The organism is Gaetbulibacter sp. S0825 (genome assembly GCF_011777505.1).
Taxonomy (GTDB): domain Bacteria; phylum Bacteroidota; class Bacteroidia; order Flavobacteriales; family Flavobacteriaceae; genus Pontimicrobium.
The window spans coordinates 307020-325504 of sequence record NZ_JAATJT010000001.1 but is presented as its reverse complement, the minus strand read 5'-3'; the positions used below and the strand labels follow the sequence as shown (position 1 = coordinate 325504).

General features: G+C 33.7%; 17 protein-coding genes. 9 read left to right on the top strand and 8 right to left on the bottom strand.

The window, feature by feature from the left end; genetic code table 11:
* The first annotated feature begins 59 nt into the window (after positions 1-59).
* From HB672_RS01510 to HB672_RS01500, 3 genes are all read left to right on the top strand, one after another.
* Positions 60-2993 carry a class I tRNA ligase family protein gene (locus tag HB672_RS01510; RefSeq protein ID WP_167606604.1) on the top strand — a complete coding sequence of 978 codons (2934 nt, stop codon included), beginning with the start codon at positions 60-62 and terminating at the stop codon, positions 2991-2993.
* A gap of 13 nt (positions 2994-3006) precedes the next feature.
* The gene (locus HB672_RS01505) at positions 3007-3483 is read left to right on the top strand and encodes a hypothetical protein (protein ID WP_167606600.1); all 477 of its coding nucleotides are present in this window, start codon (positions 3007-3009) and stop codon (positions 3481-3483) included.
* Positions 3484-3580: 97 nt separating this feature from the next.
* Positions 3581-4276, top strand: coding sequence for a zinc metallopeptidase (locus HB672_RS01500; protein WP_167606597.1), 696 nt, complete (start codon positions 3581-3583; stop codon positions 4274-4276).
* A gap of 164 nt (positions 4277-4440) precedes the next feature.
* Here the strand turns inward: HB672_RS01500 and HB672_RS01495 are convergent, their stop codons facing one another.
* Both HB672_RS01495 and HB672_RS01490 read right to left on the bottom strand, forming a co-directional pair.
* Complete coding sequence (locus HB672_RS01495) at positions 4441-4911, bottom strand: Lrp/AsnC ligand binding domain-containing protein (protein ID WP_167606594.1); 471 nt, start codon at positions 4909-4911, stop codon at positions 4441-4443.
* Positions 4912-4970: 59 nt separating this feature from the next.
* Positions 4971-6335: a saccharopine dehydrogenase C-terminal domain-containing protein gene (locus HB672_RS01490; protein WP_167606591.1), complete on the bottom strand. Its 1365-nt coding sequence runs from the start codon at positions 6333-6335 to the stop codon at positions 4971-4973.
* Positions 6336-6423: 88 nt separating this feature from the next.
* Between HB672_RS01490 and HB672_RS01485 the strand changes: the two genes are divergently transcribed.
* Positions 6424-6813 (top strand): DUF423 domain-containing protein, encoded by a 390-nt coding sequence (locus HB672_RS01485; RefSeq protein ID WP_167606588.1) that lies wholly within the window; start codon positions 6424-6426, stop codon positions 6811-6813.
* 67 nt (positions 6814-6880) lie between these two features.
* Complete coding sequence (gene pckA / locus HB672_RS01480) at positions 6881-8494, top strand: phosphoenolpyruvate carboxykinase (ATP) (RefSeq protein WP_167606585.1); 1614 nt, start codon at positions 6881-6883, stop codon at positions 8492-8494.
* A 78-nt stretch (positions 8495-8572) separates the two neighbouring features.
* Here the strand turns inward: pckA and HB672_RS01475 are convergent, their stop codons facing one another.
* Together HB672_RS01475 and HB672_RS01470 are read right to left on the bottom strand one after the other, a co-directional pair.
* Positions 8573-9319 (bottom strand): uroporphyrinogen-III synthase, encoded by a 747-nt coding sequence (locus HB672_RS01475; protein ID WP_167606582.1) that lies wholly within the window; start codon positions 9317-9319, stop codon positions 8573-8575.
* 24 nt (positions 9320-9343) lie between these two features.
* Positions 9344-9991: a DUF4271 domain-containing protein gene (locus HB672_RS01470; RefSeq protein ID WP_167606579.1), complete on the bottom strand. Its 648-nt coding sequence runs from the start codon at positions 9989-9991 to the stop codon at positions 9344-9346.
* Between the two features lie 76 nt (positions 9992-10067).
* Between HB672_RS01470 and HB672_RS01465 the strand changes: the two genes are divergently transcribed.
* The 3 genes from HB672_RS01465 to HB672_RS01455 are packed head-to-tail and all read left to right on the top strand — an operon-like array spanning position 10068 to position 12626.
* On the top strand, positions 10068-10793 hold the full coding sequence (locus HB672_RS01465; RefSeq protein ID WP_167606576.1) for a polyprenol monophosphomannose synthase: 726 nt from the start codon (positions 10068-10070) through the stop codon (positions 10791-10793).
* A 1-nt stretch (position 10794) separates the two neighbouring features.
* Positions 10795-12135 (top strand): dihydroorotase, encoded by a 1341-nt coding sequence (locus HB672_RS01460; protein ID WP_167606573.1) that lies wholly within the window; start codon positions 10795-10797, stop codon positions 12133-12135.
* Positions 12135-12626: a DUF4296 domain-containing protein gene (locus tag HB672_RS01455; RefSeq protein WP_167606570.1), complete on the top strand. Its 492-nt coding sequence runs from the start codon at positions 12135-12137 to the stop codon at positions 12624-12626. The genes HB672_RS01460 and HB672_RS01455 overlap by 1 nt, the downstream gene beginning before the upstream one ends.
* Here the strand turns inward: HB672_RS01455 and HB672_RS01450 are convergent.
* The gene (locus HB672_RS01450) at positions 12574-13584 is read right to left on the bottom strand and encodes an NAD-dependent epimerase/dehydratase family protein (protein WP_167606568.1); all 1011 of its coding nucleotides are present in this window, start codon (positions 13582-13584) and stop codon (positions 12574-12576) included. The two genes, HB672_RS01455 and HB672_RS01450, sit on opposite strands and share 53 nt — an antisense overlap.
* 72 nt (positions 13585-13656) lie before the next feature.
* On the opposite strand from HB672_RS01450, the gene tyrS reads away from it, so the two are divergent.
* The gene (gene tyrS, locus HB672_RS01445) at positions 13657-14952 is read left to right on the top strand and encodes a tyrosine--tRNA ligase (RefSeq protein WP_208864166.1); all 1296 of its coding nucleotides are present in this window, start codon (positions 13657-13659) and stop codon (positions 14950-14952) included.
* 145 nt (positions 14953-15097) lie between these two features.
* Here the strand turns inward: tyrS and HB672_RS01440 are convergent, their stop codons facing one another.
* From HB672_RS01440 to HB672_RS01430, 3 genes are all read right to left on the bottom strand, one after another.
* Complete coding sequence (locus tag HB672_RS01440) at positions 15098-16078, bottom strand: acyl transferase (RefSeq protein WP_167606562.1); 981 nt, start codon at positions 16076-16078, stop codon at positions 15098-15100.
* Between the two features lie 117 nt (positions 16079-16195).
* Positions 16196-18007, bottom strand: a complete 1812-nt coding sequence (locus HB672_RS01435) for a T9SS type A sorting domain-containing protein (RefSeq protein ID WP_167606559.1) — start codon at positions 18005-18007, stop codon at positions 16196-16198.
* Between the two features lie 113 nt (positions 18008-18120).
* Entirely contained in the window at positions 18121-18462 is a 342-nt protein-coding gene (locus HB672_RS01430) for a T9SS type A sorting domain-containing protein (protein ID WP_167606556.1), read from the bottom strand.
* Between the last annotated feature and the right edge of the window lie 23 nt (positions 18463-18485).

Sequence of the window (18485 nt, the reverse complement as noted above, 5' to 3'; positions counted from 1 at the left end):
GGTTTTACAGTTTGTTTATAAACCGTAAATTTGCGCTTTTAATTACCGAAAGCAATACGATGAAATACCATTTCAACGAGATAGAAGCCAAATGGCAAAAATATTGGGCAGAAAACCAAACGTTTAAAGCCGAAAATTATTCAGACAAACCAAAGTATTATGTGTTGGATATGTTCCCTTATCCAAGTGGTGCAGGTTTGCATGTTGGGCATCCATTAGGTTATATTGCCAGTGATATTTATGCGCGTTACAAGCGTCATAAAGGGTTTAATGTGTTGCATCCTCAAGGGTATGATAGTTTTGGATTACCTGCGGAACAATACGCTATTCAAACAGGGCAACATCCTGCAATTACTACTGCCGAAAATATTAAAACATACAGACGACAATTAGATCAAATTGGTTTTTCATTCGATTGGTCTCGTGAAGTTAGAACGTCTGACCCTTCTTATTACAAGTGGACACAGTGGATTTTCATTCAACTATTTAATTCGTGGTATAACAACAATTCTGATAAAGCTGAAAATATTTCAGAACTGATTAAAATTTTTGAAGCTGAGGGAAATACAAATGTCAATGCAGAATGTGATGATGATATAGAAGCGTTTACTGTTGAAGAATGGAATTGTTATTCATCAGAAAAAAAACAAGAAATTTTACTAAAATACAGATTAACCTATTTAGCTGAAACAGAAGTAAACTGGTGTCCAGCTTTAGGAACTGTTTTAGCAAACGACGAAATAGTAAACGGTGTGTCTGAACGTGGTGGGCATCCTGTAATTAGAAAGAAGATGACACAATGGAGTATGCGAATTTCGGCTTATGCCGAGCGTTTGCTTCAAGGATTAGAGACTATTGATTGGACAGATTCTTTAAAGGAGAGTCAGCGTAACTGGATTGGAAAATCTGTTGGTGCTTCTGTTACTTTTAATGTTTTGCCAAATGTCACCCTGAGCGCAGTCGAAGGGTCTCATAAAATTGACGTGTTCACCACACGTCCTGATACCATTTTTGGTGTGTCCTTCATGACCTTGGCTCCAGAACACGAGTTGGTATCAAAAATCACAACACCAGAACAAAAAGCTGAGGTTGAGGCTTATATTGAAGCAACTGCAAAACGCAGTGAACGTGATAGAATGGCAGATGTAAAAACCATTTCTGGTGCGTTTACAGGAGCTTATGCTGAACATCCTTTTAGCAAAAAACCAATTCCAATCTGGATTGGCGATTACGTCTTGGCTGGTTACGGAACAGGAGCAGTCATGTCTGTGCCTTGTGGTGATCAACGTGATTACGATTTTGCAAAACACTTTAATATTCCTATTCCTAATATTTTTGAAGGCGTCGATATTTCTGAAGAAGCCTTTGCAGATAAAGACAACACCATTATTGCTAATAGTGATTTTTTAAATGGGTTGACGTATAAAAAAGCTGTAAAAACAGCCATTTACGAATTAGAAAAACTAGGTCAAGGTAAAGGGAAAACCAACTACAGATTACGTGATGCTGTGTTTTCTCGTCAGCGTTATTGGGGCGAACCATTTCCAGTGTATTATGTAAATGGCATGCCGCAAATGATTGATGCGAAGCATTTGCCAATTGAGCTTCCAGAAGTAGAAAAATATTTACCAACCGAAACTGGCGAACCACCTTTAGGAAACGCAACGGTTTGGGCTTGGTGCACTGAGACTAATACTGTGGTTGATAATGATAAGATTGATAATAAAACCATCTTTCCATTAGAATTAAACACTATGCCTGGTTGGGCTGGAAGTTCACAGTATTTTAACCGTTATATGGACCCTCAAAATGATAAGGAAATCTTCTCGCAAGATGCCATTAACTACTGGCAACAAGTAGATTTATATATTGGTGGAAGCGAGCATGCAACAGGACATTTATTATATTCTCGTTTCTGGCAAAAATTTATGTTTGATTTAGGATTAGTACCTTATGATGAGTTTGCTAAAAAGCTGATTAACCAAGGGATGATTCTTGGAACGAGTGCTTTTGTTTATAGAATAAATGAGAAGCCTGAATTTTTTGTTTCCGGAGAGGTATTCAATAATTATAACGATTCTGAAAAGAGAATAGAAACTCTTAATTTTATTCAGGAATTCACTGGATTGTCTTTGGAGTCAATACAATTAGATGAAATTCACGTAGATGTAAAATACGTTAATGCATCAAATGAAATAGATGTTCCATCTTTTAGAAATTGGATGAAAGAATTCAAATATGAACATATAAAATTTATAACAACTAAAGAAGAACAAGAAAAAGATATTGTTAAGGTTAATCGAGACGTCGAAAAAATGTCCAAATCCAAATACAACGTGGTAAATCCAGACCAAATTTGTATTGATTATGGTGCAGACAGTTTACGTCTCTATGAAATGTTCCTTGGGCCTTTAGAGCAATATAAACCTTGGAATACTGCTGGAATTACAGGCGTACATAGTTTCCTTAAAAAATTATGGAAGTTGTATAACGACGACAATGGTTTAAAAGTTACAGATGCTGCACCAACTAAAGACAACCTGAAAACACTTCATAAAACCATAAAAAAAGTAGAAGAAGATATTGAGAACTTTTCATTCAACACGTCTGTATCTACCTTTATGATTGCATGTAATGAACTCACTGCTCAAAAGTGTACAAGCAAGCAAATATTAGAACCATTATTAGTGTTAATCTCACCTTATGCGCCACATATCGCTGAGGAGTTATGGAATCAGTTAGGTCATGACTCATCGATTTCATTAGCTGATTTTCCAAAATTTGATGAAAGTCATTTGGTGGAAAGCACTAAAAATTATCCAATTTCGTTTAATGGTAAAATGCGTTTCACAATGGAATTGGCATTAGACTTAAGTAAAGATGACATTGAAAAAGCTGTATTAGCAAACGACAAAACCAAAGAACAATTACAAGGTCGCGAACCTAAAAAAGTCATTGTAGTACCTGGTAAAATTGTGAATATTGTTGGATAATAAAAATATAATTATGAGGTACTTAGTTGGGTTTTTAATGCTCATAATTTTAACATCTTGTTCAAAAGATGATGATATAGATAAAGCTCCAGACCCTTATATTTTGGAGGCTATTATTGGCTCTTGGGCATATGATACAGTTACAATTAATGGCGAGTTTTATATGTATCAGCATACTGAAGGTTGTGTAAAAGACATGTTTCAGTTTTATAACGAAGAAGGAAAGCTATTTGATTTTGAAGAAGATTATGTTTCTAATTGTGATATTTGTGCAGAATGCGCGATTAGCTCTACAAATCTAAAATGGGAATTAATTGGAAAAAAAATAGACCTTTATTTTGGAGAACAATTGGTTGCACAATATGAAATTCTTGAGGTGAGTGATAGTTTAATAAGATATAAACGTTTCTTCGATGTTGATGAGGATGGTAATGAAGATGAAGTGGAAATAACTGGAGTCCCATACGACCCTTATGACGAGTTTGACTAGTTTTTAGAAACTTAAACTGACAAAATTTCTTAACGAATATTTGGCTTATTTTTTGCTGTACATTGTCTAAATTTACATAACAAAAACATTAAAGAAAATGATAGGATATTATATATTAATTGGAGCGATAGCTCTAGTAAGTTGGTTAGTTAGTAATAAATTAAAGCAAAAGTTTGCGCAATACTCTAAAGTTCAATTACGCAATGGCATGACTGGTAAAGAGATTGCTGAAAAAATGCTGGCAGACAATGGTATTTTTGATGTTGAGGTAATTTCGGTTCCTGGACAATTAACAGACCATTATAATCCTAAAAACAAAACCGTCAATTTAAGTGAGGCGGTTTATAATCAACGTAATGCTGCAGCCGCAGCAGTTGCGGCTCACGAATGTGGACATGCAGTGCAACATGCACAAGCATATAATGCTTTAGGAATGCGTTCTGCTTTAGTGCCTATTGTTAGTGTAACCTCTGGGATGTCACAATGGCTGGTTATTGGAGGACTTATTCTGGGCGGAGCTGCTGGTGTCGGAATGGGATATTGGGTCGCTGTGGCAGGTCTAGTATTTATGGGCTTTGCTACTTTGTTTAGTTTTATTACACTTCCAGTAGAGTATGATGCTAGTAATAGAGCGTTAGCATGGCTAAAAAATAAAAACATGGTTTCTCAAGAAGAGTATAAAGGCTCGGAAGATGCACTTAAATGGGCTGCAAGAACCTATTTGGTTGCTGCTATTGGTGCTTTAGCATCCTTACTATATTGGGCGCTTCAAGTGTTTGGTGGACGAGATTAACACAAGATTTTTATAATATAATTAAAGCCAGATAAAAAATATCTGGCTTTTTTAATTCTTGTCAGTTCGAGTGAAATTGTGAAACAATTTTGTATCGAGAACAGGTTCTATGTAAGCCTTCTCGATACAATTTTTTGAAACACAAAAAATTACTCGAAGTGACATTATATTTTAATTTGTCTATCTATTTGTTGATCTAATGAGATAAAAGTTTCGGTTCTAGACACACCTGTAATAGTTTGAATATCTTTATTCAAAACGTGCATTAAATGCTCATTGTCTTTACATAAAATTTTCACTAAAACACTCCAATTGCCAGTTGTATAGTGACATTCTAACACTTCAGGGATCTTTTTAAGTTGCCTTACTGCGTCTGGATTATTCATTGCTTTGTCTAAAAATATGCCAACAAATGCCATGGTGGTATAGCCCAAAACTTTAGGGTTTATCACAAATTTCGATCCAGCCAATAAACCAGATTTTTCAAGTTTTCGTAATCGTTGATGTATGGCTGCTCCAGAAATACCAACTTGTCTTGCTATTTCTAAAATAGGTGTTCGAGCATCACTCATTAATGCACGAAGTATCTTTTTATCGATACCGTCTATATGTAAGTTTTGATTTATAAACTTCATTTATTAAATGGCTTTCATAATACAATATAAAAGTACTAAAAGTAGATCAAACTGAAAGACTAAGTTGTTAAAGGGTTATATCCTAAATAGGGCACTTCTTTTTCGGTAAAGGCAATATCATAAGTTTCAAGCTCCTTTAAAATAGGTTCATATACTTCTTTTGAAATAGGAATTTGCACACCTGGAGTAGTTATTTTACCGTTTAAAATGGCAAGTGTCGCAATAGCCACAGGGAGCCCAACAGTTTTTGCCATGGCTGTATAGGTTTGGTCTTCTCCAATAGCTACCATAGTAGAGTCTATTTGGTGTTTTTCTCCTTTTAACACATATCCAAACTTATGATACATTACAATCATGTCTTTATCATCTTCATCTAGAGTCCAACTATCCATAAGTATTTTTTGTAGAATTTGAGCAGGTGTTGCTTTTTTAAGTTCTACCATTTTATTAGGATTAAATACATCTAATTCTTCTAACTTCTCCCAAACTATATCATCTTGATCAATTTTTAATTGATGCCTAAATTTTAGCTCAACAGAATCTGTTGGACTGTAAGGTAAAAAAGCATTTATAAAGTCGCGATAACTCATATTTTCGCTGTCATCAATTGTGTAGCTATCATCAGTCATTCCTAATAACACAAACATTTGCCACGCACGACTAAACCCAACACGACGCATAGTACCACGATACAAGGTTTTTGCACTATCGAGTCCATAGGCGCTTTGGTATTTTAAAGAATCACGATTAGCATAAGCTTCAAAACGACCATAATCATCTACATTCAAAAACTCGGTACGCCTAAATAAACGATGGTAAGGAATGTATTTGTAAGTGCCCTCCTGTAAAAATTTGGCGGCACCTCCTTGTCCAGCAACTACGACATTTCTTGGGTTCCAGGTAAATTTGTAATTCCAAAGATTATTATCACTCTCAGGAGCTACCAAACCACCTGTAAAAGATTCGAACAGAATAATTTCACCTCCTTTATCCCTAATTTCATCAATGACTTGCATGGCACTCATGTGGTCAATTCCTGGATCAACACCAATTTCGTTCATAAAAACAAGGTCTTTTGATTTTGCAGCCGAGTCCAAAGCTTGCATTTCAGGACTTACATAAGAAGCCGTTACCATGTTTGTTCCGTAAGTAATGCAATCTTTAGCAACTTCAATATGAAAACGTGCGGGAAGCATAGATACAACAATATCGGCGTTTTCAATTGCTTTTTGGCGAGAGCCTTTATCAAAAACATCTAAAGTTATGGCATTCGCATTAGGGTGATTGTTAATCAGTTTTTTAGCGTTTTCAATATTTATATCACCAATAGTAATATGTAAATTTTCTGACTCTGATTTATCTAAAAAATATTTTATTAAGTACGATGCAGATTTCCCTGAACCTATAACCAATATGTTTCGCATAGTGAAATTAGTTGAGTAGTTTTGTGATTAAATGTTTCACGAATGTAACAAATGAAATTGTTTTTGAAACTTAAAACCAATAAATAATATGAACAAAAAAATACTAATCTCTGCAAGTATCCTAGGAATGTTGGCAGTAATATTGGGTGCTTTTGCAGCTCACGGTCTAGAAAATAAAGTGACAGAAGATGCTATCGAAACTTTTCAAACAGGTGTGAGATACCAAATGTATCATGCATTGTTACTTTTGTTTGTAGCGCAAACATCATATTTAAGAATGAATGTTAAAAAAGTAATACTTTATCTTGTAATTGCAGGAGTACTATTATTTTCAGGATCTATTTATGGCTTGGCAACAAATGTATTAACATCATTTGATTTTAAGTCTATTGCTTTCATAACTCCAATAGGCGGTTTATTGCTTATTTTGTCATGGATAGTCATGCTTATAGGCTTTGTTAAAAATAAGGAAGAATAATATCAAGTTTTTAAAACATGATTTTATAAAAATTTATATTTTTGTACTCTAAACAACACACAAAATTATGGTGGATAACACCCAAACTTCGAAATCGATTTCGTTGGATCAATACGGAATTAAAAATGCCAAAGTAAACTATCAACTAACTCCCAAACAATTGCAAGCCATTACTGTAGAAAAAGGAATGGGAAAGGAAACTGCCAATGGCACATTAGCCATTAATACAGGGAAATATACTGGGCGTTCTCCTCAAGACCGTTTTTTGGTAGAAGATGATTATACAAAAGATCGTGTATGGTGGGGAAAAACCAATAAGGCTATTTCGCCTGAGAATTTTGACTTCCTACAATCTGAAGTTGAAAATTATTTAAGCGGGAAAGAAATTTATGTAAGAGATGGTTACGTATGCGCGGACCCAAAATATAAAATGAATGTTAGAACCATTACAGAATATCCTTGGTCTAATATGTTTATATATAATATGTTCTTGAGACCAGACGCTGAAGAACTTGAAAATTTTGAAGAAGAATGGTTAGTGCTTTGTGCTCCAGGATATGAATGTCCAGAACCAGAAAATCATGGTTTAAGGCAAGGCAACTTTTCAATTTTAAATTTCACAAAGAAAATTGCACTAGTTGGGGGTTCGGCCTACACAGGCGAAATGAAAAAGGGTATTTTCTCTGCTTTGAACATGATTTTACCAGTAGATAAAAACGTACTTCCAATGCATTGTTCTGCTAATGTTGGAAAAGATGGCGATACAGCTATTTTCTTTGGCCTTTCTGGTACAGGAAAAACCACTTTATCTGCTGACCCTAATAGAAAGTTAATAGGTGATGATGAACATGGTTGGACTGCTGAAAATAGCATCTTTAATTTTGAAGGTGGATGTTACGCCAAAGTAATTGACTTAACGGAAGAAAAAGAACCAGACATTTTTAGAGCTATTAAGCCAGGTGCAATTTTAGAGAATGTTGTTTTTAAAGATAATGGAGAAGTGGATTATGAAGATAGTAGCATTACACAAAACACTCGTGTGAGTTACCCAATTTATCATATAGATAATATTCAGCAGCCATCATATGCTAAAAATCCGAAAAACATTTTCTTTTTAACTGCTGATGCTTTTGGTGTATTACCTCCTATTTCAAAGTTATTACCAGGACAAGCTGCTTATCACTTTATTTCTGGATATACAGCAAAGGTCGCTGGAACAGAAGCAGGAATAGATGAACCAGTTCCATCATTTTCAGCATGTTTTGGAGAGCCTTTTATGCCATTACATCCAACAAAGTATGCTGAGATGTTAAGTAAAAAGATGCAGGAAGCTGGTGTAAATGTTTGGTTGGTTAATACTGGCTGGACAGGAGGACCTTATGGTGTTGGAACAAGGATGAAACTTAAGTACACGCGAGCAATGATTACTGCTGCAATGAACGGAAGTTTAGAAGAAGCAAATAAAGGAAATTACCATACACATTCAATATTTGGAGTACAACAACCAAGAATATGTCCTAATGTACCTTCCCAAGTGTTAAGCCCAAGATCGACTTGGAACAATGATGAAGGCTATTACCAAATGGCAGATAAATTAGCAAAATCTTTTAAAGAGAATTTCAAGAAATTTGAAGATTATGCTAATGATGAAATTATGGCTGGTGCACCTAAAGTAAGATAGCAATATCTCAAATAAATTTAAATAAAAAGCGTGATTCGAAAGAATCACGCTTTTTTTATATTAATAAAAACAGTAAAATTATTTTTTGTTAACCGTTTGGATATATTTTTCTAAAGCCATTGTCATTGAAGGCGTTTCAGGTGTTGGAGCTGCAATATCTACTCTCAACCCTTTGTTTTCTACTGCTTTAATAGTAGTATTCCCAAATACAGCAATTCGAGTATCTTTTTGTTGAAAATCCGGAAAATTATGAAATAAAGAATCTATACCTGAAGGGCTAAAGAACACTAACACATCGTAATATACATTGGCCAAATCAGATAAATCACTAATTACAGTTTTATAAAAAGTGGCTTGTTTCCAATCTACACCTAAATTATTTAGCGTTTCTGGAACTAAAGGTTTTAGTTTGTCTGTTGTAGGAAGTAAAAATTTCTCGTCTTTATACTTCTTGATTAAAGGCGTTAGATCTGAGAAATTACGTTTTCCAACATAAATTTTTCTTTTTCTATACACTACATATTTCTGTAAATAGAAAGCAACAGCTTCCGATTGGCAAAAATATTTCATAGCATCTGGCACTTTAAAACGCATTTCATCGGCTACTCTAAAAAAGTGGTCTACAGCATTTCTACTAGTTAAAATAATTGCTGTATAGCTGCTAAGATCTACTTTTTGTAATCTTATTTCTTTGGCAGAAACACCTTCAACATGAATAAATGGTCTAAAGTCAATTTTTACACGTTGCTTTTCTTGCAAATCGAAATAAGGAGAATTTTCTACTTTAGGCTCTGGTTGGGAAACCAAAATTGTTTTCACTTTCATAGGTCGACTTAACTTTTACACTAATTAACTATTAATAAATAGCTTATATAAAATCACATAAGGTGCAATTTCAAGAGCGCAAAGATACAAAATAAAATAGAAAATGTTATTTATTATTGTTTTTTGATGTGTTTTAATAGATGTAATAAAGCCTATTAGGTTTATAATAAATATTAATCCAAATATTACATAAAATACATTGACACTTAAAGGGATAGTGAATACTAACAATATATTAATTGGGAGCAGCAATAACCCAGTATAATTCTTGTAATTAGTTTTTTGAAAAAGATATGAATCCATCAGTGTATCTATCCCAAAAAGGCTGCCTATAAGGCGCTCTAATAAAATTTTAATTAGGATTATAGAACCGATACCTAACAGAATCTTTAGAAAAGTACCTAGATTAAAAGGAATACTATCTATAAATGTGCTATAGCCTAAAAAACAAAATAACGATAATGAAATCATTAAATTAATAAACAATAAGGCATCAAATTGATCAATAAATTTTTGATCACGAGCATATATTTTCAAATACTTTGATTTTCCTACTAGTAACAAAAAATCATTAAACCTTGTCGAAAAAGATCGTTTAGCTAATGCCAAAATTGATAGGCATAAAACAAAGAAAATAACGTACCACTCGTTTGAGATTATTTCGCGTAACATGATTGCTAAATTATGAAGAATATTTCTATAAAATTAATGCTGTAAAAAACTTACTTTTGCTAAAATTAGTTTTTTAATGCAGGACGCAATTGTCATCATACCAACTTTTAATGAAATTGAGAATATTGAGGCTATTATAAGAGCAACATTTTCTTTAGAAAAGCAATTTGATATTTTGGTTGTTGACGATAACTCTCCGGATTTAACAGCATTAAAAGTAAAGGAACTGCAAGAAGAGTTTAAAGAAAGACTCTTTCTAGAAGTTCGCAAAGAAAAATCTGGTTTAGGAACTGCCTATATTCATGGTTTTAAATGGTGTTTGGAAAAAGGTTATGAGTATATTTTTGAAATGGATGCCGATTTCTCACATAACCCAAATGATCTTCCTAAATTGTATAATGCATGTCATGTTGATGGCGCCGATATGTCCATTGGTTCACGCTATGTAAAAGGGGTAAATGTGGTTAATTGGCCAATGTCTAGAGTGTTGTTGTCTTATTTGGCATCAAAATATGTTAGGATAATTACAGGGATGAAAATTCATGACACCACAGCTGGATTTGTGTGTTACAAAAGAGGCGTTTTGGAGAGTATCGACTTAAATAAAGTAAAATTTGTAGGATATGCATTTCAAATTGAAATGAAATTTAAAGCGTATTTGCAAAAATATAAAATCACCGAAGTCCCAGTAATTTTTACAGATAGAACAAAAGGTGAATCTAAATTAAGTGGTGGCATAATTTCTGAAGCAATATTCGGAGTTATTTCCATGAAATTTAAAAGTTTATTTAGAAAAAGATAACATGAGCAAGAAAAAAGTACTTATTAAAAATGCTAGAATTGTAAATGAAGGATGCATTACCAAAGGAGATATTTTAATCGAAGATGAGCTTATAGTTCAAATTGAAAAATCTATAAGTAGCCCAGAAGCGCAAATTATTGACGCCAAAAACAAGTACGTACTTCCAGGGGTTATTGACGACCAAGTACATTTTAGAGAACCTGGACTAACTCATAAAGCAACTATTGCAACTGAGTCTAGAGCAGCTGCAGCAGGTGGAATTACCTCGTTTATAGAAATGCCAAATACAAATCCTCAAACAACCACTATTGATAAGTTAGAAGATAAATTCGAGGTTGCTTCAAAAACATCGTTCGTGAACTATTCGTTCATGTTTGGTGGAACCAATGACAATTTAGATGAGATTTTAAAAGTAGACTCAAAGAACGTAGCAGGTTTAAAATTATTTCTTGGTTCATCTACAGGAAATATGTTAGTAGATAACCCAGAAGTGTTAGAAAAGATATTTTCAAGCACTAACTTATTAATTAGTGTGCATTGTGAAGATGAAGCTACTATTAGAAAAAACACTAAGCTATATACTGATAAATATGGCGATGATATTCCAATAAAATACCATCCAATCATTAGAAGCGAAGAAGCATGCTATTTGTCATCTTCCAAAGCGATTGAACTTGCTAAGAAAACTGGAGCAAGACTACACGTTTTTCATTTATCTACTGGAAAAGAAACTAATCTGTTTACGAATAAAATTCCATTAAAAGACAAAAAAATAACGGCCGAGGTTTGTATACATCATTTATGGTTTTCAGATAAAGATTATGAAGAAAAAGGAACACATATAAAGTGGAATCCAGCCGTAAAGACAGAAGCAGATCGTTCTCAATTGTGGGAAGCGTTATTGGATGATAGGCTGGATGTAATTGCAACCGACCATGCACCACATACTTTAGAAGAAAAAAATAACGTTTATGCTAAAGCACCTTCTGGAGGTCCGTTGGTACAACATGCGCTTGTGGCTATGTTTGAAGCATATCATAAAGGAAAAATATCTGTTGAGAAATTGGTAGAAAAAATGTGTCATAACCCAGCAATATTATTTCAAGTTGAAAAAAGAGGCTATATTAAAGAAGGCTATTTTGCCGATATTGTAATTGTTGATGACAATAATCCATGGACAGTTAGTAAAGACAATGTTTTGTATAAATGTAAATGGTCACCTTTTGAAGGTACTACTTTTAAATCGAGAGTGACACATACACTAGTAAATGGACAGCTAGTATATGAAAACTCAAATTTTTATGAAGTGAATGCTGCAAAACAATTAACTTTTAGTAGATAATGAAGTATATTAAAATTCTCACGATACTATGTGTTTTGGTTGGGTTTGGATGTAATTCCAATCGCATTGAAAAACCAAAGAAGCCAAAAAACTTGATTAAAAAACAGGATATGGTAAACATATTGTATGATATGGCAATTTTAACCGCTTCAAAAGGAGTTAATAGTGAGTTGCTTGAAAATAACGGTATTATGCCTCAAGATTTTGTTTTTGACAAATATGGAATCGATAGTTTACAATTTGTTTTAAGCAATGAATATTATACCTATGACCTAGATACTTATGAGGCCATTTTTAATAGTGTTAAAGAACGCTTGACTAAAGAAAAAAAGCATTTGGATTCCCTTAACAATATAGAGGCCGAGGAAAGAAAAAAAATGCGCGATCAAAGAGATTCGCTAAATAAGATTAATAAAGAAGAAAGAGGAGTTAAAGGAACTATAATTCCTTCAAGAAAAATTGACACGTCTCAGCTAGAGACTCGTCAATAGGCTTAAATTTATAGTCAGTTGCATCTTTTATTTTTTTATTACTGTAATATGCTTTTGTTGTAATTGTTTTTGTAGTCTGTTTCATTAGCCTTCGTCTTTTGTTTAATAAAAAACTTCGCATCCAATCTAGCCTCCAAGCCAAACTTAATAGCGTTTTTGAAGCTAATTTTTTAGGTGTCTGTACATTTAAGTGAACAGCTGTTTTTGTAAAAAAATCTTGATACGATAAATTTTCAGATATGAGTATAAAACGCTCATTAAAAATGTCCTTTTCCATTAATAGAATCATAGGTTTAACAACATCATTTACATCTACATAACCAACAACACCTTTTGTGTATCTGGACATTCCTTTGTAAACCATTTTTATCAAACTACCACTGCCACCACCTCTCCAAAATCCAGGACCAATTATAACACCAGGATTTACAACGACGGTATCTAAACCTTCTTGGGTGCCACGCCATACTTCCATTTCAGCACCATATTTAGTTATAGAGTAAACGCCTTGGTCTTCTTCAGGATTCCAATGGGTTTCTTCTGTAATTAGCTGGTTATTCACTTCCTTGCCAATAGTAGCAATAGAACTTACGTAGCAAAGCTTCTTAATATTATTTGAAACACCAAGGTTAACAATGTTTGCCGTTCCTTCAATATTAATACGTCTCAAGGCTTGGTAGTCTTTTGTGTCAAACGAAATAAAGGCAGCACAATGGTAGACCAGTGTCACATTTTTAAAAGCAACTTCTAAACTAGGAATATCATTCAAAGTAGCTTCAATCCACTCAATTTTTGAAAAAAGGGTTTCATAATTTGATGAATAATAAGAAAAAACGCGTTTAACAGCTTTAATTTTTTCTTTTGTTCGGTAAATAGCTTTTACTTTTTCTCCACGTTCAATTAAATTGTAGAGTAAATGACTGCCAACTAAACCTGTTCCGCCTGTAACTAATATCATACAACTAAATTAGTGTTTTTTCTTTTCTCATCATTATGTAAAAAATTATCTTTGTTCAAATTTTTAAATCAAATGGCAAAGAATTTTATTGAAGAATTAGCATGGAGAGGAATGGTACACGACACCATGCCTGGAGTTGAAGAGCATTTAATGGAAAGCATGCGTAGTGCTTATGTTGGTTTTGATCCAACGGCCGATTCTTTGCACATTGGAAACTTAGTACCAATAATGCTTTTGGCACATTATCAGCGCTGTGGACACAAACCAGTGGCTTTAGTTGGTGGTGCGACTGGAATGATTGGTGATCCTTCGGGAAAGTCGAGTGAACGTAATTTATTAGATGAAAAAACATTGCGTCATAATCAAGACGCTATTAAAAATCAGTTAGCACACTTTTTGGATTTTGAAAGTGATGAAGCAAATGCCGCAGTTCTAGTGAATAATTACGATTGGATGAAAGAATTCTCTTTTCTAGATTTCATTCGTGATGTTGGGAAGCACATTACTGTAAATTATATGATGAGTAAAGATTCTGTAAAAAATAGAATTTCTTCTGAAGCTTCCGAAGGAATGAGCTTTACAGAGTTCACCTATCAATTAGTTCAAGGCTATGATTTTTTGCATTTATATAGAGCAAACAGTTGTACTATACAAATGGGAGGAAGTGATCAATGGGGAAATATCACTACTGGAACTGAGTTAATTAGAAGAATAGGCAGCGGAAAAGGTTATGCGATTACCTGTCCATTAATCACAAAATCCGACGGTTCAAAGTTCGGAAAATCCGAAGGCGGAAATGTATGGTTAGATGCCAAAAGAACATCGCCATATAAATTCTACCAATATTGGTTAAACTCTAGCGACGAAGACGCTGTTAAATACATTAAAATATTCACGTTTTTAACTAAAGAAGACATTGATGCTTTAGTAAAAGAACATCAAGAAGCACCACATTTACGAGTGTTGCAAAAGTGTTTAGCCAAAGAAATCACGTCTATGGTACACTCAGATGAGGATTTTGAAAATGCCGAAAAAGCATCAAACATTTTATTCAGCAAGAGTTTTAAAGAAGATATTAAAACCTTAGATGAAGCTACGTTTTTAGATGTGTTTGAAGGTGTGCCTCAAGCAGAAATCACAAAGTCTGATATTGAAGAAGGATTAGACATGATTGGTGCATTAGCCGCTAAAACAAACTTTTTGGCATCCAATGGAGAAGCAAGACGTGCTTTAAAAGAAAACTCGGTATCAGTTAATAAAGAAAAAGTAACCGAAGATTATAAAATCACTAGAGAAGATTTAATTAACGATACGTATGTGATTTTAAACAAAGGAAAGCGAAATACGTATATTCTTAAAGTTATATAAAAGAAGAAGTCTGGTTGTTTTACAACCAGACTTCGAAAAACTAACCAACCTAATTTTTCTTTTTCGCAGCAATTTTACTTGACTACCTTGTTGTAGTCGTACTTATTAATTGCACCTTACAGTCTTTAGAGAAATAATTTCGAAATTAAATTACCATAAGATTACAGCCTCTAATATCGGAGTTGTCAAAGCGTCCTAAAACTTCAAAACTACCATCTTTATAAACTTTACCTAAGTCTTGAGTGGCGATAAAAGCACAAGAGTTCATATTTGCTAAATCGATGATGTTAATACCACCAGTTTTTCCGTGTGACTGAATTGTTAAAGCATCCTCAGTATCACGAGTTAGAACTTGCATCCAAGGAGGTGTTTTAAAGAGACTGTTGTCTTTGGAATATGCTTGAGATAGTAATTCGGTCATACCATATTCGCTATGTATGGTGTTTACTCCAAAGCCTTGTTTTAAAATCTCATGTAATTCAGTTCTAATAAGTTCTTTTCGTTTGCCTTTCATACCACCGGTTTCCATAACAATGGTGTTTTTGAGCTTCAATTTATACCTCTCTACAAAATCCAACAACGCAAAAGATACGCCTATGAGTATTGTTTTTTTATTTTGAGACTCTAAGTCGATCAATATGTTTTTTAAAGAATCTAAATCATCCAAATAAAAGCCACTTTCAGGCTGTTTGGAGTTGCTAATCATATCATTAACCATATAGATTAATGAGGAGCCATCACGCTCTAAATAAGATGGTAATAAGGCTAACACTACATAATCTTCAATGTTACCATAAAAGTGTTTAAATCCGTTTCTAAAACTCTGTTCGTATAATGAGATGTCAGTTACAAAATGTTTACTCGTTGTTTGTCCTGTAGTGCCACTGCTTGTAAATGTTTCTTGAGCTTTTTCTTTTGAGCTAATAACTGTATGCGATTTAAAAAACTGAATAGGAAGAAAAGGAATATTCTTAATGGTTTTTACATCACTAGGATGCATATATAATAAATCACAAAACGAACGGTACACCCTATTATTTTTAAACTGATGCTTGAAAACTTGAAGAGCCAATTGTTCAAATTGCAGTTTTGATTTAATATTAAAAACAGCTTCTTTATCTATCATACAAAATTATCAGTTCGAGAGTCCAGACGCATACGTCTGGATATATCGAGAACAAAAGTATATAAAATAAAAAAGCGTTACCATTGGCAACGCTTTTTTAATTCTATTTAATTACGATTAGTTAATTATTAGTTTTCTTGTTGTAAAAGCATTGTTTTGTTCTGCTCTTAAAATATACACACCTGGGTTTAAATTAGACACGTTTAAACGGTTATTCGTAACTTCTCTTCGTATTACTTGCTTACCAAGAATATCAAATACACTTACTTTTATAGATGCACGATTATCACTAGAAATGTTTACAAACGCATCAGATGTTGGGTTAGGGTATAAATTGAATCCTTCGATAGAGTTGTTTCTTGTTGATAAGTTATAAGTGCTGTTAGGATAAGGTGTAGTAGCTCCAGCATTAGTAGTTTCACCATCTAAAGCATCAGGACCACTAAATGTCCAGTTGCCAATAGTAAAAGTAGTACCATCAGGACCTGTAGTACTATTTCTGTACGCCCATCCATCTGTATATTCCCAAGCTTGACCAGACCCATCAGTATCGACATCTCCAAAAGTATCTATTATCTGCCCATTTTCAAATAATTCTATTGCATCATCACCGTTTATTTGAGCTACACCACTCGTGTGATCTGGCGCAAAGCCAAAGAAAGAAGTAAAGTGAGTAGATTCAGACGCTATAAAAATTCTATCACCAATAGAGGCAGCACTAGCTGGAAAAGTAAATTCTTGATCTCCGCCACCATTGCCATTGTTAGCAGAACCTAAGCCAAAAACACTTAAATCAGCAACATCTTCTAACACATATATTTCAATACCTCTAGGAGCATGACTTAAATCACTATCAAAAACTCCAGCGATAACTAAAGAATTTGTTAGAGTTGCATAAACACTTCCTGATAAAGCAACAGTTTGTGAAGTAGCACCAGTTGAAGAAGCTGTTACATCACCTGAATATGTGTTAATTGCTAAACCAGATTTAAGACGTGCATAAATAGTTGTAGAGCTAACACTACCTCCACTTTCCATTAATGTTACTGAAGCTCCAAAAGTGCCTCCAGATGTTTCAGAAATCTCAAAATCTGTGGGAGCAGTAACAGTTATATCATTTGTAAGATTACTTCCTTGTACAGTAAAAGAACCTTCAGCTGAAGGACCTGAATCAAATTCATAATCTAAATCATTTACAGCAGCACTAACTTCGATAAGAGGACTTGAAGATACAGTTACAATATCATTCCATGAAGTTCCAATACGTACACCATCTATAGTGGCATTAGGGACTCCAGAAGCTTGTCTAAGTGCTACTGCACTAATAGTAGTTCCAGAAGTTCCAGTATTGGATGCTTCTGGAGATCCAGGTTCAGTTGCGGGAACTGTCGTAGAAATGTATAGTTTTGATTCTCCAGTACCAATATTATAAGTACCAATAACTAAGTATGTGGTATTTGTACTAAAAGAAGTAGTTCCATATGTTAATGTACTCGAAGAAGCTCCAATTCCAAATAATACACCTCCTGAACCATCATCTTTTGCTCCAATACGAGCTCTAAAATTAAAGGCAGCATCTTTTAAATGGAAAAAATAAGATCCAGAAGAAATAGCGCTAATGTTTATAAGACCACCAAAGTAAACTGTTCCAGTAGATTGAGCTGCGAAGGTTCTATTAATATCTTCACCTGAAGAAGATGAAATTGTAGCAGAGCCTCCTACTCCTGTAGAAGGATAACCAGTCATAGATAAACTAGTAGTAGTATACAAAACACTTCCACTTCCAGAGTGATTAGCCCAATTGCCACCACTCACAGTCGTTAAATCTCCAGCTGAAGCTCCATAGTCAAAATTTTCATTAAGGAGTAATTGTCCAAAAGACAAAGAAGTTATAAAAAGGGCACTAAATAAAAAGTAAAGTTTTTTCATAAAACGAGGATTTAATTAATTAAGACACCTAATATACTAAGAATTTTACGTTTAAACGCAAAAAAGCAACCCTAAAAAGGCTGCTTTTTACATAAATATAACGTTCTATGAAGTTATCTTACCACCAACTTACGTGTAGCAGAGAGTTTTCCTTCCTTAATTTTTAAAATATACACACCTGGATTTAGGTCTTGTATTTTAAGTTCTTTACCATAAAGTACTTGTGAAACTACTTTTTTTCCTAAAACATCAAAAATTTCAATGTTTTTGGCAAGGTTATACTTAGTACTTATATATACTTTTCCATTATTAACTGGGTTAGGGAAAATGGTTAAACCCTCAATATTTTCGATGGTGTTCTTAGCAGCAATATCATCATTAGATTGCGCATAAGTAAACACAGATGCAAATAGCATCATTAAAAATAAAAGTTTAAAAATGTAGTTTTTTTTCATAAAATTGGGTTCAGCTATTAATC

Excerpts from the sequence above, each read along its gene's own strand:
- HB672_RS01475 (WP_167606582.1), bottom strand. The coding sequence starts at position 9,319 with ATGAAAGTGAAAACAATTTTGGTTTCCCAACCAGAGCCTAAAGTAGAA.
- HB672_RS01510 (WP_167606604.1), top strand. The coding sequence starts at position 60 with ATGAAATACCATTTCAACGAGATAGAAGCCAAATGGCAAAAATATTGG.
- pckA (WP_167606585.1), top strand. The coding sequence starts at position 6,881 with ATGGTGGATAACACCCAAACTTCGAAATCGATTTCGTTGGATCAATAC.
- HB672_RS01500 (WP_167606597.1), top strand. The coding sequence starts at position 3,581 with ATGATAGGATATTATATATTAATTGGAGCGATAGCTCTAGTAAGTTGG.
- HB672_RS01450 (WP_167606568.1), bottom strand. The coding sequence starts at position 13,584 with ATGATATTAGTTACAGGCGGAACAGGTTTAGTTGGCAGTCATTTACTC.
- tyrS (WP_208864166.1), top strand. The coding sequence starts at position 13,657 with ATGGCAAAGAATTTTATTGAAGAATTAGCATGGAGAGGAATGGTACAC.
- HB672_RS01435 (WP_167606559.1), bottom strand. The coding sequence starts at position 18,007 with ATGAAAAAACTTTACTTTTTATTTAGTGCCCTTTTTATAACTTCTTTG.
- HB672_RS01490 (WP_167606591.1), bottom strand. The coding sequence starts at position 6,335 with ATGCGAAACATATTGGTTATAGGTTCAGGGAAATCTGCATCGTACTTA.
- HB672_RS01460 (WP_167606573.1), top strand. The coding sequence starts at position 10,795 with ATGAGCAAGAAAAAAGTACTTATTAAAAATGCTAGAATTGTAAATGAA.
- HB672_RS01505 (WP_167606600.1), top strand. The coding sequence starts at position 3,007 with ATGAGGTACTTAGTTGGGTTTTTAATGCTCATAATTTTAACATCTTGT.
- HB672_RS01495 (WP_167606594.1), bottom strand. The coding sequence starts at position 4,911 with ATGAAGTTTATAAATCAAAACTTACATATAGACGGTATCGATAAAAAG.
- HB672_RS01485 (WP_167606588.1), top strand. The coding sequence starts at position 6,424 with ATGAACAAAAAAATACTAATCTCTGCAAGTATCCTAGGAATGTTGGCA.
- HB672_RS01470 (WP_167606579.1), bottom strand. The coding sequence starts at position 9,991 with ATGTTACGCGAAATAATCTCAAACGAGTGGTACGTTATTTTCTTTGTT.
- HB672_RS01430 (WP_167606556.1), bottom strand. The coding sequence starts at position 18,462 with ATGAAAAAAAACTACATTTTTAAACTTTTATTTTTAATGATGCTATTT.
- HB672_RS01455 (WP_167606570.1), top strand. The coding sequence starts at position 12,135 with ATGAAGTATATTAAAATTCTCACGATACTATGTGTTTTGGTTGGGTTT.
- HB672_RS01465 (WP_167606576.1), top strand. The coding sequence starts at position 10,068 with ATGCAGGACGCAATTGTCATCATACCAACTTTTAATGAAATTGAGAAT.
- HB672_RS01440 (WP_167606562.1), bottom strand. The coding sequence starts at position 16,078 with ATGATAGATAAAGAAGCTGTTTTTAATATTAAATCAAAACTGCAATTT.